Source organism: Janthinobacterium foliorum (assembly GCF_978021625.1).
Window position 1 is genome coordinate 254979 of the sequence record NZ_CDXDQE010000005.1, and the last position, 14050, is coordinate 269028.

The following is a 14050-nucleotide window of genomic DNA, read 5'->3' on the forward strand; positions in this document are numbered from 1 at the left end:
GCGCGGCAGAGCGCTATTTTAAGCCAGCAAGGCCTGCTTGAGCAGCTCGGCCTGTTCGCGCGCCTGGCGCGCCTTGTCGCCATACTCGCTGGCCGTGCCCGGATGCAGCCAGGCCTGGGCCCTGGCGGCCAGGCTCAGGTACAGCTTTTCCTTTTCCTGCAGCGCCCGCACGGCGGCCCAGATGGCTTCCTCCGCCTTATCATGCTGCAGTTCCCCCAGGATTTTTGCCGTGAAACCATGCCCCGTATGGCAGCGGAAACGCTGCGGCTGCTGATCATGCAGCTCCCACAGGGTGCCCTGGCACTCGGGGCAGGTAAACGTCGACGGCGTGGCGATTTTTTCCAGCTGTTCCATATTTCCTACTCCCCGGGCAAAACGGTTTTCCGCGGCGACCCAGTGCGGCACCGGCTGCTGGGGCTGCGACGTCAGGGCACTGGCCGGCTTGCCGCTGGCCAGTGCCAGCAAGGCCGGGGCGATTTCGGCCACCGGCAAGCGCCAGTCCACGTCCACATGGTCGATCGCGCTTTGCGGCATCGATGGCGCTTGCGCCTCCTGCGGTTCCTGCACCAGCGCCTTGCCGCCACAGGCCTTGATGGCCTGCAAGCCCGCCGTGCCATCGTCGAGGTAGCCGCTGAGGATCACGCCCACCACCTTCGGGCCGAAAGCGGCGGCGGCGCTGCGAAACAGGGGGTCGATGGCGGGGCGCGTATGATTTTCCTTCGGCCCCCGCGTCAGTTCGATGCTGGCCTGGCCAGCCGTGTTGGCGACCAGCATGTGCCGGTCGGGAGGCGCCAGCAGGATGCGCCCGGGACGCACGGGTTCGCGCTCCTCGGCGAAGCGCACGGGCAAGGCGGACGTCTTGCCGAGTATTTCGGGCAAGGCACTCTTGCGCGCCCCCACATGCGCCACCACCAGCACGGGCGCCGGCAAGTTGGCGGGCAGATCAGCAAAGATGGTGGACAAGACCTCCATCCCGCCCGCCGAAGCTCCGATGAGTATCAACGCCTGCATGCCAGCCCCTCTCGCCCAAGTCCAGCAGTTATTCTGCTGCGCCTCGAATCGCGATTCCGTGCGCCGCCTAACACAGGGCCACATGACGCCATGTCCCCCTGCAACGCATCGACGCCTGAGAAAACCTGGCGAGCGGCAGCGATTGCTGGCCGAGAAGCGCCACCATCCTTTAGTACGGGGCCGCCGGGCCGGGGGCGGTGAGCATCGCAGGCCGCAAGGCGCGACGCGCAGCAGGTCTGCTCAGGCGCCCTCAGACAGGGGTTTTGAAGATGGGATCGACGATAAACTGCTGCGCCTTGATGCGCAAGGTGCGCTCTTCGTCCAGCTCGGCGCGGGTTTCGCCCAGCTCTTCGCGCTCCGCTTCCAGTTCCAGGCGCACCGTGGCCAGTTCCGTTTCCACGCGCGTCAGGCTTTCCAGCTTCAGCTGGGCCTGGATCAGTTCGGCGCGCGCCGCTTCCGCCGCCTCTTCCAGGCGGGGGATGCCCTCGAGCTTGAATTGCGCCTTGGCCAGGTCCATGCGCGCCTGCTCGGCCGCCTCTTCCAGGCGCGGCAAGCCTTCCAGGCGCAATTGCGCCTTGGCCAGGTCCGTGCGGGCCTGGTTCGCCACTTGCCGCTCGCGTTCGAGTTCCTCGCGCAAGGTGTCCAGCTCGCCTGCCTGCAGGTCGAGCAGCTCTTGCTGCCGCTCGTTTTCGCTGGCCAGGTCCATCAATTCCTGTTGATTGTCGTTCATCTCGGCTTCATGCGCGCTGTGGCTGGCGCTTAATTCCTGTCCTACATAATCGAGGATGGCTTTTTGCAACACGGGCGACAGCTCGGCCGCGGCAGCGATCTGGCGCTGTGTGCCTGCCTTGCGGCGCTGCAAGAGCTTGCTGATGGTGCCCAGGCAGGCGCCATTGCCCAGCCGCTCGCGCAGCGCGCGCACCGTGATGGCCTGGCCTTCGCCCGCCATCGCTTCCATTGCCGCATTAATCTGTTCCGCACTTGCTTTTGCCATGTCGTACTCTCGTGAATGTTGCCTGGGGCCATCTTATTGGGACTATCTTGCCCAGGGGCATTATCTTATGCCAGCGGCGGCACAGCGTAAAGTATTTCTCAACAGAAATTGCAATTGCACAACAGAAGCGTGTGCAGCCATGCGGGTTCCCCTGTTTACTCTTCCAGCAAGCCGTTTTCCGTCAGCATGTCCTGCACCAGCTCCAGGCGCAGCACGGGATTATCCTGACTGAGCAGCAATTGTTTTTGCATGGCGCTCAGGGACAACAGTTCGCACCAGCGGTTTGCCACCCAGCCGCATTCGTCGAGGCGGTATGGCGGCTGCAGCGGCATTTGTTCAGGCGGGATTTTTTGTTCCTGCAAGGTGCGGATCAGCGCGCCAAGGGCGTCGGCCACGTTTTGCTGATCCTGGGGGATGGGGATGGCTTTATCGGGCGGCAAGGTTTCGATCCGCGCCGTCCACAAGCCATGCTTCAGCTGTTCGCTCGAGACGATGCGGAAGCGCTGCATGCCCATGCATTTGATTTGCAGCAGGCCCGACAAGGGTGCGGCCCAGTCGATGACGCGCGCCAGGGTGCCCACGGGCGCCAGGGTTTCCAGCTGGCCCGGCTTGCGCACTTCCGCGCCGTCCAGCAACTGCACCACGCCAAACGGCTGCTCGCCCATGATGCACTTGCGTATCATGTCCAGATAGCGCACCTCGAAGATTTGCAGGGGCAGATAGCCATCGGGATACAGCACCGTATTGAGCGGAAACAAAGGTATCGAAGTCATAGGCGCATGATGGCACGAATGGCATATCCGTGCTGCGCGCCTTGCCCCGCCTGCCGAACGGCGCCGCCTACTTGTAGAAGCGGCGCTTCTTCGCGCGCTCGGCCGCCTTCGGCGCCAGCACTTTCACGGCCTTCTTCTGGATGGTGCCGCCAGCGGACGTGCCCGGCACGCGGTGTTCCGCCTCGAAACCGGGCTCTTCGCTGCGCTTCAGGGTTTGCCGGGTCAGCGCTTCCACGGCCGACAGCAATTCCACCTCGTCGGCACAGACCAGGGAAATCGCTTCGCCCGAGGCGCCCGCGCGGCCCGTGCGGCCGATGCGGTGGATATAGTCTTCGGCCACGGTAGGCAAGTCGAAATTGACGACGACGGGCAGCTGGTCGATGTCCAGGCCGCGGGCGGCCACGTCGGTGGCCACCAGCACCTGCACCTCGGCGGCTTTAAAACGCGCCAGCGCGCGCAGCCGGTTCGGCTGCGTCTTGTCGCCGTGAATCGAGTCGGCGCGCACGCCCTGCTCCAGCAAGGTTGCCACCAGCTGCTCGACACCCTTGCGCGTCTTGACGAAGACCAATACCTGGCCCCAGCGCTTTTTCTTCAGCAAGTGCAAAAACAGTTCCGGCTTGCGCTTCTTGTCGCACACGATCACGGATTGCTTGACGGCTTTGACCGTGCTGTTGCGCGCGCTCACCTCCACCGAGACGGGGTCCTTCAGCATGGTTTTCGCCATGGCGCGGATGGCGTCCGAGAAGGTGGCCGAGAACAGCAGGGTCTGGCGCTGCTTGGGCATGCTCATCAGCAGCAAGTCCAGCTCGCGCTCGAAGCCCAGGTCCAGCATGCGGTCGGCCTCGTCCAGCACCAGGGTCTGTACCTGCTCAAACTTCACGGCGCCCTGCGTCTGCAAGTCCAGCAAGCGGCCCGGCGTGGCCACCAGCACGTCGAGGCCCTTGCGCAATTTGCTGATCTGCGGCTCGATGGGCACGCCGCCGTAGGCGACAAAACTGCGCAGCGGCAAGTTGCCGCCATAGCTGCGGAAGCTGGCATAGACTTGCTCGGCCAGTTCGCGCGTGGGCACCAGCACCAGCACGCGCACGCACTGCGGCGCCACGACGCCTTCCAAAGTCAGGCGCTGCAGCAAGGGCGCGGCAAAGCCGGCCGTCTTGCCCGTGCCCGTCTGTGCGGCGGCCATCAAATCGCGGCCAGCCAGGACAAAGGGAATCGCCTGCGCCTGCACGGGCGTGGGCTTGGCATAGCCGAGCTCTTCAAGTTTGCGGACCAGGGGATCGATCAGGCCGAGGGAGGAAAACGTCATGGGGGAAAGCAATCTTGGCAAAGTAAAAGGCGGCGCGCACGGACCGGCCATGCGCGCAATTGCCGAGATTATAGGCCAGCGAAGGGCCTGGCCGCAGTTTTCAATGCGACCGCATGGCCCTTAAAACTTCATTTCCATGATCGCGCGCGCCTGCGGCGAACTGGTGGAAATGCCATTGCGGGCGATGGTGCCGCTGGCGTCCGTGTAGCTGGTGTTGCTTTCAAAATCTTGCGCCAGCAGATTCGACACGGCCACGCGCAGCTGATTCTTCGCATCGAACTTCCACACGGCGTACAGGTCGAGGTCGCGCCGCGGCGACGTGTATGCGCTCTGCCGCTCCGTGATGCGCACGGGACCGCCCGTGCGGAAATTGAAGCTGCCACCCGTGCTCAGGACGCCATCGGGCGTCTTGTAGTCGAGACCAAAGTTGCCGCTGAGCGGGGTTTGCTGGTCGAGGCGGTTGTCCGGCCCCGACACGTGCTCCACCTGCGACCAGTTGCGGCTGATGCTGGCGCGCACGTCGAGCGCCGGCGCCGGTGCCGCCAGCACGGCGCGCAACGGGAACTTCGCTTCCAGTTCCAGTGTCTGCGTATTCGCGCGGCCATCATTGATGGGCGTGGAGACCCAGCGCTCATCGATGAACAGCAAGCCCTGGCGCGTATAGCCGTCGATGCGGCGAGCCGAGGCGCGCGCACTGAGCAAGGCGCTTTCGGCCCAGTAGTGTTCGTACGAGGCATCGATGCCCAGCGCCAGTTCCGGCTTCAAGTTCGGATTGCCCTCGCGGTCAGGCTCGGTCTGGCTATTGTTTGTCGCGATACTACGGCGAGGAATCAAGTTCGACGTCGATGGCGACTTGTAGGTACGCGTCAGGGCCAGGCGCACCTGGTCGCCCTTGGTGTCGGGCAACTTCCACAGGGTTTGCAGCAGCGGGCTCCAGACACTGCTGCGCTGCTGCACGGCCGCAAAGGTATCGCCCGCGCTGCGCGTGTCGATGCCTTCCCAGCGCAAGCCCGCATACATGGACCAGCGCGGCGTGATATCCCATTCATCCTGCGCAAACACGGCCAGGAGCTTGATGTCGGCATCGAAATGCTCATCGCTATCGACAGGCGGGCGTCCTCCGGGCAAGGCCTGCTCACGCTGGCGGCGCTCTTCCTCGCGCTGGCTGAGCGTGCCATCCCAGCCCATGGACAAGGCATGGCCCGGCATCCATGGCGTGGAGTACTTGCCGGTGGACGACAGGCTGCCATAGGTCGCCTCGACACGCACGTTGCGGTCCAGCACCAGCCCCGCGCCGTCGATATAGCCGAGCGGACGGCTATCGGCCGTATTGCTGGTGGCGCTGGCCCGCAGGCCCAGTTCCAGCCTGGCGCCGGCGTCGAGCTTGCGCACCCACGTCAGGTCCGCGCGGCCGAAAACATAGCGGTTGCCGGAGGTGCCGTCATTCGTGTCGTAGTCGGGCCGCGCGCCCAGCAGCGTTTCCGTCCGGCCATGGCTGCGGTTATCGCTGCGCCCGCCATTGAGAAAAAATTGCGCCGTCAGGTTGTCGCCGTCGGCGAAAGCCCAGTTCAGCCGGGGCGACAGATTGATGCCTTCCGAACGGCCGTCGCCCGTGCCGGTGATGCGCCGCAGCAGGTTGGGCTGGCCATCAGGCAGATAGCCCAGGTCCAGCGCCGGCTTGTCGGCCGGATTCTCATAGTGATAGTCGTAGCGGTAGAACGAGGCAGCCAGCGAATACGAAAAAATGCCGTCCTTGTCGGACCACTGCAGATTGCCATTGCTGGAAAACGCATCGCGGCCGCCGCCCATGCCCAGCTTCACGTCGCGCTGCGCCGTCTTCACGGCTTTCTTCAAGACCACGTTGATGGTGCCGGCGATCGACTGCGTGCTGTATTCGGCGCTGGCCGCGTGCAGGATTTCGATGCGTTCGATGACGTCGGGCGACAGGGTGTCGAGCGAGAAACCGGCCGGCGCCCTCTCCCCATTGAGCAAAATTTGCGTGTAGCCGCTGCCCAGGCCGCGCATGCGGATTTCGCCGCCCGAGCGCCCTGCCGCACCGGAAACGGTAATGCCGGGCAAGCGCTTGAGCACGTCGGTGACATTCGTGTCGCCATACTTGAGGATTTCTTCGCTACTGACGATCATCTTGCTGGCCGTATCGTCGCGCCGCGGATCATAGCCGCTGCCCTTGATTTCCACGCTCTGCATGACAGGCTCCACCGCTTTTTCCGCTTTTTCCGCTTTTTCCGCTTTTTCCGCCTTGCGCGGCGCGGCGGCAGCGTCGCCGACGACTGGCGCTTCGGACGGCTGGGCGTGGACATGACAGGCGAACAGGACGGCGGAGGCAACAACGGTGAGGCGGAACGGACGGCGTGGCATCATGAGCAGGCTGAAAAGTTGGCTGAATAAAAATGGCTAAAAGCTAAAAAACAGTCAGCCGTATTTTGCGACAATTTTGCACATATGACACAGTTCCCTGAAAATATTTCCTACAGCGAATTAAATTCGGCACGGGCAATTGAAAAAACCGCGTCGCGCGCGCCCCGTATCATTGCGCAGCACATCGCCGCTATAATGCGTTTTCGCCATTATTCCCATCACCCCGTCAAAGGCTTCCCATCGTGTCTGACCGTCTTGCCGTCCTGCCTCAATATCTGCTTCCCAAAGGAGCGTTGACCAACTTCGCCGGCCGCATCGCCGGCGCCAAGGGCGGCGCCATGACAACTCGCCTGATCCGCTGGTTCGTCGGCCGCTACAACGTCAACATGGATGAAGCGCTGGACCCGGACATCACGCACTACACGAGCTTTAACGACTTTTTCACGCGCGCGCTGCGGCCCGATGCCCGCCCGCTGGCAAAAGCCGACTACATCTGCCCCGTCGATGGCCGCATCAGCCAGTTCGGCACGATCGACAAGGACCAGATCTTCCAGGCCAAGGGCCACAACTTCAGCACCACGGCCCTGGTGGGCGGCGATGCGGCCCTGGCCGCGCAGTTCGAGCACGGCAGCTTTGCCAACCTGTACCTGAGCCCGCGGGACTACCACCGCATCCACATGCCGTGCGACGGCCGTTTGACGCGCATGATCTACATTCCCGGTGAGCTGTTTTCCGTCAACCCGACGACGGCGCGCGGCATTCCCGGCCTGTTCGCCCGCAACGAGCGCGTCGTCTGCGTGTTCGACACGGCCAACGGTCCCTTCGTCATGACCCTGGTGGGCGCCACCATCGTCGGCAGCATGGCCACCGTCTGGCACGGCGTCGTCAACCCGCCACGCACGGGTGAAATTCGCGACTGGAGCTATGCGAACGACAATGTCGTGCTGAAACAAGGCGAGGAACTGGGCCGCTTCCTGCTGGGTTCCACCGTCGTCATGCTGTTCCCGAAAAACACGGTCGATTTCAATGCCAGCTGGCAGCCGGCCGGCCCCGTGCAACTGGGCCAAGTCATGGGCAACCTGCCCAAGTAAGCGCGAACGGAGGCGCCTGCCTACACAGGCGCGTCCGTGCGATACATTTCTTCCATCAGATCCAGGAACGCGCGCGTCTTGGCCGGCATCAATCGCCGGCCGGGAAATACGGCCCAGCCCGTGACGAGCGGAAAACGCCACTCCGGCAATACCCGCACCAGCTCCCCCGTCGCCACATAGGCCTTGGCAAAGCGGTCCGTGCTGGCCGCGATGCCCACGCCCGTGCACGCCATGCGCACCAGCAATTCCGGCGAGTTGGCCAGCAGGCGCACGGGCAAGTCGCGCTCCCAGGTCGTCTTGCCGCGGATCAAAGTCCAGTGCACGAGACCATGCACGGCCCGTGGCAAACTGAGCAAATCGTGGCCATATAAATCGTCGGGATGCTCGGGCAAGCCGTGCACGCTCGTGTATTGCGGCGAGGCATACAGCGCCAGGGTGCTGAACGCCACGCGGCGCGCCGCCAGGCTGGCGTCGTCGGGCAGGTTGCCCATGCGGATGGCCAGGTCGAAGTTCTCTTCCAATAAATCCACGCGGCGCGCAGACAAGTCCAGTTCCAGCGAAATGGCCGGATAGCGGCGCACGAACTCGGCCAGCACCTGGCGCATCAGGGTGTCGCCGAAATCGGCCGGCATGGAAATGCGCAGCAAGCCGCTGGGCCCGGCCTGGCGGTGCTGCGCCAGCGCGCCGGCCGCTTCCGTTTCCTCCACCACCTTGCGCGCATGCTCGAGCAGGCTGGCGCCGAATTCCGTCAGCGCCAGCTTGCGCGTGGTGCGCAGCAGCAGGCGTTCGCCCAGCCGCGCTTCCAGCTGCGAGATGCGCCGCGACAGGGTTGACTTGGGCAAGTCCACGCGCACGGCGGCGCGACTGAAACTGCCGCATTCGACGACGCGCGCGAACAGCAGCAGATCTCCGGGATCGATTTCCATAGCTTGCCTTTACTTTCGATTGTTCCATCAGTGGATTAATGTTATCCATTTTAACGGCTTCCGGATGGTTTTTGGAATTGCTATAGTTCATCCATCGCAAGACACCTCACAACGGAGAAAACAAGATGAACATCCTGCAAATCAATTCCAGCGCCCGCAGCACCGGCTCCGCCTCCACCCGCCTGGCTGACGCCATCGTCGCCCGCGTGCAAGCGGCCAACCCGCAAGCCACCCTGGCGCGCCGCGACCTGGCCGCCGCGCCGCATCCCGTGCTCGACGAGCCGACCCTGCAAGCGCTGTTCACGCCAGCGGACCAGCGCACGCCGGAGCAGGCGGCCCGCATCGCCCTGGACGACGCGCTGATTGCACAAGTGCAAGCGGCTGACGTGATCGTCATCGGCGCGCCCATGTACAACTTCGGCATCACCGTGCAGCTGAAAAGCTGGTTCGACGCGATTGCCCGCGCCAACGTCACCTTCAAGTACACGGAAACCGGTCCCGTGGGCCTCTTGACCGGCAAGAAAGTCTACGTGGGCCTGTCCCGCGGCGGCTTGCACCGCGATAGCGCCCACGACAGCCAGGTGCCTTACCTGAACACCATGTTCGGCTTCCTGGGCATGACCGACGTGCAGTACGTGTATTCGGAAGGCATGGGCATGGGTCCGGAAGCTGTGGCCAAGGCGCAAGCCCAGGCGGACGCCGAGATCAACGCGATCCTGGTGTAATCGCCAGGCGCGGCAGCAAATATTCAGCCAGCATTAATTGGAACGGCGCAGTGGCGCCGTTCTTGCCAACAGGAGAACACCATGAGCGACATTACCATCAGCAAAGCACGCGCCGTCGAGCGCGTGATCGCCGGCCAGGCAGTCATGGATGGCGCCGGCGTGAAGATCAACCGCGTGCTGACGCAGCAGCTGCAGCGCCGGCTCGACCCGTTCCTGATGCTCGACAATTTCGCCAGCGACAAGCCGAACGATTACATCGCCGGCTTCCCCGAGCATCCGCACCGCGGTTTCGAGACCGTCTCGTACATGATCACGGGACGCATGCGCCACAAGGACAGCGCCGGCAACGAAGGCTTGCTGACCTCGGGCGGCGTGCAGTGGATGACGGCCGGCAGCGGCGTGATCCATTCGGAAATGCCGGAACAGGAAGAAGGCGTGATGGAAGGTTTTCAGTTATGGCTGAACCTGCCAGCGCGCGACAAGATGCGCACGCCGTGGTACCGCGATTTCGACAGCAGCGAAATTCCCCGCTACACGACGGACGCGGGCGTGGCCGTGCAAGTGATCGCCGGCGAGAGCCATGGCGTGACGGGCGCCGTGCAGCGCGACGTGACGGAACCGCTGTACCTCGACATCGACTTGCCGGCCGGCACCAGTTTCGAGCAGCCGCTGCCGGAAGGCCATAACGCCTTCCTGTACACCTTCCGCGGCGAAGTGCAGGTGGACGGCAAGGCCGTGCCCGCCCTGCGCATGGCGATCTTCAGCGACACGCCCGGGTCGGACGGCGTGCGCATCGAAGCGCCCGCAGGCGGCCGCGTGATCCTGATCGCCGGCAAGCCGCTGAACGAGCCGATCGCGCAGTACGGTCCTTTCGTCATGAATACCCAGGCGGAAGTGTTCCAGGCCGTACAGGACTTCCGAGAAGGAAAGTTTGGCGAAACGGCCGCGCAGTAAGCTGCCCTGCCCCATGAAAAACCTGCAGTCCTCCGTGACTGCAGGTTTTTTTTCGTGCCGACTGTTTTGTTGCTTTTCAATTACACTGACGGCAACATCATTCCACAAAGCATTCCATGCATCCGACGCACGACAGCACCGAACACGACGCCACCCACCTGCACGCGCATTTGAAGGGCGATGCCAAGCATACCCACTCGTTCGAGGGGCGCAGCCAGAGCATCCTCGCGTGGGCCCTGGGCCTGACCCTGTCGTTTGCCGGCATCGAGGTGATCGCCGGCTTCATGTCCAATTCGCTGGCCCTGATTTCCGACGCCGGCCACATGGTCACGGACGCGGCCGCCCTGGGCCTGGCCCTGCTGGCGCAACTCATCGCGCGCCGCCCGCCCTCGCCGCGCCACTCGTTCGGCTTTGGCCGCGCCGAAGCGCTGGCCGCCTTTGTCAACGGCCTGGCCATGCTGTGCGTAGTGGGCTGGATCTGCTATGAAGCCGTGCTGCGCTTTTCCACCCCGCAAACCGTGCAGGGCGGCATGGTCTTCGTCGTCGCTTTCATCGGCCTGCTGATCAACCTCGTGGTGGCGTGGGTCTTGTCGAAGGACAAGCAGAGCGTCAACACGCGCGCCGCCCTCGTGCACGTGATGGGCGACTTGCTCGGTTCCGTCGCCGCCATCGTCGCCGGCGCCGTGATCTACTTCACGGGCTGGATGCAGATCGACCCGCTGCTGTCCGTGCTGGTGTCCCTGCTGATCCTGAAATCGACGTTCGGGGTGTTGAAAGAGTCCTACCACTTCCTCATGGAAGGCGTGCCCATGCACATCGACTACATCGAAGTGGGCGCGGACGTGGAGCAAGTGGACGGCGTGCTGTCCGTGCATGATCTGCATGTGTGGGACATGTCGCCCGGCCAGCCGGCCCTGATCGGCCACGTGCAGATCGAACACCTCGACCACTGGCCGACGGTCTTGCGCGCGATCAAGAAGATGTTATTAGCCAAGCATGGCATCGACCACATCACCCTGCAGCCGGAGACGGCCACGATGGCGGGCTTGCATGCGGGCGACAAGACGCATTGACAGCGGGCTCAAAAAACGTTGCAACGTCGGACAAAACCGTAGCGAGCGGAAGGGAGAGGTGGCCAAGAAGCGCCCCCGTACTAAGTACGGGGGCGCCGAGCCGGTGAGCATCGCAGGCCGCCTATACCGACGCGCAGTAGGTTTGGTCAGACGTCAGCTACGCCGCGCTTCCAGCACCCCGCTCACATCCTTGATCACGTTCAGCGCCTTCAACAACTGCGCCGTCGAGCTGATCTCGGCGGTAAACGTCATGCGGGCCTGGCCCTTGGCGCTCTGGGTATTGACGCCGATGACGTTGATTTTCTCGCGCGAGAAAATTTCGGAGATGTCGCGCAGCAAGCCCTGGCGGTCGCCGGCGAGAATGAAAATGTCGACCGGATACACCGTGTCGTGCCCGCCCGTGCTGCCCCACTCCGTGAAGATCACGCGCTCGGGCGCCTTGGCGCGCATTTCCTCGAAATTCTTGCAGGTGGCGCGGTGGATGGAGACGCCCTTGCCGCGCGTGACGAAACCGACGATGCTGTCCGGCGGCGCCGGCTTGCAGCACTTGGCCAGCACCGTCATCAAGCCCTCGGTACCCACCACCAGCACGCCGGACTTGGCGCCCTGCTCCACGCTGGAGGCGCGGCTCTTGCCCACCAGCACGGCGTCTTCCGGCACCGCCACTTCGCCATTGTCGTGCAGCGCCTGCTCCACGTGGCGCAGGCTGAATTCATCCTTGCCCACCGACAGGAACAGCTCGTCGACTTTCGCAAAGCCCAGCTTTTGCGCCAGCGCTTCGAGGTTGACGGCCGTCTTGCCTTCGCGCTGCAACGATTTTTCCACCAGCGCGCGGCCGTGGGCCAGGGTTTCCTGCATGTCGATGGCGTGGAACCAGGCGCGGATTTTTGATCGCGTGCGCGTGCTGACGGCGTAGCCGGCGCTGAGCCAGTCGCGCGACGGACCGGCCGTGCCCGGCGCGCCCTTGGCCGTGATGATCTCGCAGGTCTGGCCGTTCTTTAATTGCGTATTCAGGGGCACCATGATGCCGTCGACCTTGGCCCCGCGGCAGCGGTGGCCCACATCCGTATGCAGGTGATAGGCAAAGTCGACGGGGGTGGCGCCGACGGGCAATTCCAGCACGCGCGCCTGCGGCGTCATGACGAAGATGCGGTCATCCAGCGTGGCGGACTTGAGCTTTTCCACCCATTCGCGCTGGATTTCTTCCTGGCCCACGACGGCGTCGGCCACTTCCGTTTTCCATGCCAGCAGCTGGCGCAGCCAGGCGATCTTTTCATCGTATTTCTGGCCGGCAAAGTTCGAACCGCCCTCTTCCTTGTAGCGCCAGTGCGCGGCCACGCCGTACTCGGCAAAGCTGTGCATTTCGTTCGTGCGGATCTGCACTTCCAGCGGCCGGCCGTCTTCGGCCGTCACCACCGTGTGCAGCGACTGGTAGCCGTTGGGTTTTGGCCGCGAAATGTAATCGTCGAATTCCTTCGGGATGGGGGTCCAGATATTGTGCACCACGCCCAGCACCGTGTAGCACGTCTTGACGTCGGCGACGATGACGCGGAAGGCGCGCACGTCGTACAGGGCCGTGAAGTCCAGCTCCTTGCCGCGCATCTTGTTCCAGATGCTGTAGATATGTTTCGGGCGGCCAAACACTTCCGCCTGGATGCCGGCCGACGCCAGTTCCGTCTGCAGACGCAGGATCGCCGAGGACACGAAGCCCTCGCGCATCATGCGCTTTTCTTCCAGCATCTTGGCGATGCGTTTATACGCTTCCGGCTCGATGAAGCGGAACGACAAATCCTCCAGTTCCCACTTCAGCTGCCAGATGCCGAGGCGGTTGGCCAGCGGCGCGTACAGGTCCAGGGTTTCCTTGCCATATTCACGCGTCATTTCATTGAACAGTTTCAGTTCGGCGAAATAACGCAAGGTCGTCACGCAGGCGGCCAGGCGCACCAGCACGACACGCATGTCGGAGGCCATCGCCAGCAGCATCTTGCGCAGGGTTTCCACCTGGGCCACGGCTTGCTGCGCCGCATTCTTGCCACGGCCGGCGCTGCCGCCATGCTGCGCCTGGGTCAGCGCGCGCAAGCGGATCAGCTGGCGCACGCCGGTGGCCAGGTCGCACACCTGCTTGCCGAAGCGCGGCTCGATATCGGCCGCGGTGTCCGGCTCGAGCAGGGTCAGCTCGAACATCAGGCCGGCAATGCGCGTTTCCGCATCGCTGCGCAGGAACGCCAGGGTGGTGGCCACGCCGATGGCGAAGTCCAGCGCGGAGCGGCCGGCAAAGGTCAGCTTGTCGCCATATGCTTCGGTGGCATAAGCGAGCGCGTCCAGCACGCGCGCGCTGTCCGGCGCACTCAGCCCCTCTACCAATTGTTCCGATGTGGCGCTATTCGGGGCCGAGATGGAAACCATGTAATACCTTCAACTTAGTAACTGAACAACTTGACTTAACGCTCTGCAGCGATGATGACGATTTCAACCAGGCAGGCCGGATTGGCCAGCTTCGCTTCCACCGTGGCGCGCGGCGGCGTGTGGCCGGACGCGACCCAGTCGTCCCACACTTCATTCATGCCGGGAAAATCCTTCATGTCGGCGATATAGATCTGGCACGACAGGATGCAAGTCTTGTCGCTGCCCGCTTCCATCAGCAGGCGGTCGACGTGGCCCAGCACTTCGCGCGTCTGGCCGACGATGCCCTGCGTGGTGTCTTCCGCGATCTGGCCAGCCAGGTAAATGGTGTTGTTGTGAATGGCTACTTCGGAGAGGCGTTTGCCTACGTGCAGTCGTGTGATTTCCATGCTTTTACTTTCGGTTGTTTCAAAAT

12 protein-coding genes are annotated in these 14050 nt (G+C 63.5%); 4 read left to right on the top strand and 8 right to left on the bottom strand.

The annotated features are described in order from the left end of the window. Positions 1–18: 18 nt before the first annotated feature. From ACZ92H_RS13535 to ACZ92H_RS13555, 5 genes are all read right to left on the bottom strand, one after another. The gene (locus ACZ92H_RS13535) at positions 19–1011 is read right to left on the bottom strand and encodes a chemotaxis protein CheB (protein WP_465049768.1); all 993 of its coding nucleotides are present in this window, start codon (positions 1009–1011) and stop codon (positions 19–21) included. A gap of 250 nt (positions 1012–1261) precedes the next feature. Continuing rightward, positions 1262–2005 carry a DNA-binding protein gene (locus ACZ92H_RS13540; RefSeq protein ID WP_465049769.1) on the bottom strand — a complete coding sequence of 248 codons (744 nt, stop codon included), beginning with the start codon at positions 2003–2005 and terminating at the stop codon, positions 1262–1264. Between the two features lie 155 nt (positions 2006–2160). After that, on the bottom strand, positions 2161–2778 hold the full coding sequence (locus ACZ92H_RS13545) for an LON peptidase substrate-binding domain-containing protein (protein WP_465049770.1): 618 nt from the start codon (positions 2776–2778) through the stop codon (positions 2161–2163). Positions 2779–2845: 67 nt separating this feature from the next. After that, the gene (locus ACZ92H_RS13550; protein ID WP_131378737.1) at positions 2846–4084 is read right to left on the bottom strand and encodes a DEAD/DEAH box helicase; all 1239 of its coding nucleotides are present in this window, start codon (positions 4082–4084) and stop codon (positions 2846–2848) included. Between the two features lie 120 nt (positions 4085–4204). After that, positions 4205–6466, bottom strand: coding sequence for a TonB-dependent receptor plug domain-containing protein (locus tag ACZ92H_RS13555; RefSeq protein WP_465049771.1), 2262 nt, complete (start codon positions 6464–6466; stop codon positions 4205–4207). Between the two features lie 239 nt (positions 6467–6705). On the opposite strand from ACZ92H_RS13555, the gene asd reads away from it, so the two are divergent. Then, positions 6706–7554: an archaetidylserine decarboxylase gene (gene asd / locus ACZ92H_RS13560; protein WP_465049772.1), complete on the top strand. Its 849-nt coding sequence runs from the start codon at positions 6706–6708 to the stop codon at positions 7552–7554. 20 nt (positions 7555–7574) lie between these two features. Here asd and ACZ92H_RS13565 read toward each other — a convergent pair whose 3' ends face one another. Beyond that, the gene (locus ACZ92H_RS13565) at positions 7575–8480 is read right to left on the bottom strand and encodes a LysR family transcriptional regulator (protein ID WP_131378741.1); all 906 of its coding nucleotides are present in this window, start codon (positions 8478–8480) and stop codon (positions 7575–7577) included. Positions 8481–8605: 125 nt separating this feature from the next. On the opposite strand from ACZ92H_RS13565, the gene ACZ92H_RS13570 reads away from it, so the two are divergent. The 3 genes from ACZ92H_RS13570 to ACZ92H_RS13580 all read left to right on the top strand — a co-directional run bounded on the left by ACZ92H_RS13570 (position 8606) and on the right by ACZ92H_RS13580 (position 11232). Further along, positions 8606–9205, top strand: coding sequence for an FMN-dependent NADH-azoreductase (locus tag ACZ92H_RS13570; protein WP_131378743.1), 600 nt, complete (start codon positions 8606–8608; stop codon positions 9203–9205). A gap of 81 nt (positions 9206–9286) precedes the next feature. Beyond that, positions 9287–10159 (top strand): pirin family protein, encoded by an 873-nt coding sequence (locus ACZ92H_RS13575; RefSeq protein ID WP_465049773.1) that lies wholly within the window; start codon positions 9287–9289, stop codon positions 10157–10159. Positions 10160–10275: 116 nt separating this feature from the next. After that, complete coding sequence (locus ACZ92H_RS13580) at positions 10276–11232, top strand: cation diffusion facilitator family transporter (RefSeq protein ID WP_465049774.1); 957 nt, start codon at positions 10276–10278, stop codon at positions 11230–11232. Between the two features lie 153 nt (positions 11233–11385). On the opposite strand, the gene ACZ92H_RS13585 is transcribed toward ACZ92H_RS13580, so the two are convergent. Both ACZ92H_RS13585 and ACZ92H_RS13590 read right to left on the bottom strand, forming a co-directional pair. After that, positions 11386–13638, bottom strand: a complete 2253-nt coding sequence (locus ACZ92H_RS13585; RefSeq protein ID WP_465049775.1) for a RelA/SpoT family protein — start codon at positions 13636–13638, stop codon at positions 11386–11388. A 35-nt stretch (positions 13639–13673) separates the two neighbouring features. Further along, positions 13674–14024 (bottom strand): RidA family protein, encoded by a 351-nt coding sequence (locus tag ACZ92H_RS13590; RefSeq protein ID WP_034784210.1) that lies wholly within the window; start codon positions 14022–14024, stop codon positions 13674–13676. Between the last annotated feature and the right edge of the window lie 26 nt (positions 14025–14050).

Coding starts and splice junctions, on each gene's coding strand:
- ACZ92H_RS13535 (WP_465049768.1), bottom strand. CDS start 1,011: ATGCAGGCGTTGATACTCATCGGAGCTTCGGCGGGCGGGATGGAGGTC.
- ACZ92H_RS13540 (WP_465049769.1), bottom strand. CDS start 2,005: ATGGCAAAAGCAAGTGCGGAACAGATTAATGCGGCAATGGAAGCGATG.
- ACZ92H_RS13545 (WP_465049770.1), bottom strand. CDS start 2,778: ATGACTTCGATACCTTTGTTTCCGCTCAATACGGTGCTGTATCCCGAT.
- ACZ92H_RS13550 (WP_131378737.1), bottom strand. CDS start 4,084: ATGACGTTTTCCTCCCTCGGCCTGATCGATCCCCTGGTCCGCAAACTT.
- ACZ92H_RS13555 (WP_465049771.1), bottom strand. CDS start 6,466: ATGATGCCACGCCGTCCGTTCCGCCTCACCGTTGTTGCCTCCGCCGTC.
- ACZ92H_RS13565 (WP_131378741.1), bottom strand. CDS start 8,480: ATGGAAATCGATCCCGGAGATCTGCTGCTGTTCGCGCGCGTCGTCGAA.
- ACZ92H_RS13570 (WP_131378743.1), top strand. CDS start 8,606: ATGAACATCCTGCAAATCAATTCCAGCGCCCGCAGCACCGGCTCCGCC.
- ACZ92H_RS13575 (WP_465049773.1), top strand. CDS start 9,287: ATGAGCGACATTACCATCAGCAAAGCACGCGCCGTCGAGCGCGTGATC.
- ACZ92H_RS13580 (WP_465049774.1), top strand. CDS start 10,276: ATGCATCCGACGCACGACAGCACCGAACACGACGCCACCCACCTGCAC.
- ACZ92H_RS13585 (WP_465049775.1), bottom strand. CDS start 13,638: ATGGTTTCCATCTCGGCCCCGAATAGCGCCACATCGGAACAATTGGTA.
- ACZ92H_RS13590 (WP_034784210.1), bottom strand. CDS start 14,024: ATGGAAATCACACGACTGCACGTAGGCAAACGCCTCTCCGAAGTAGCC.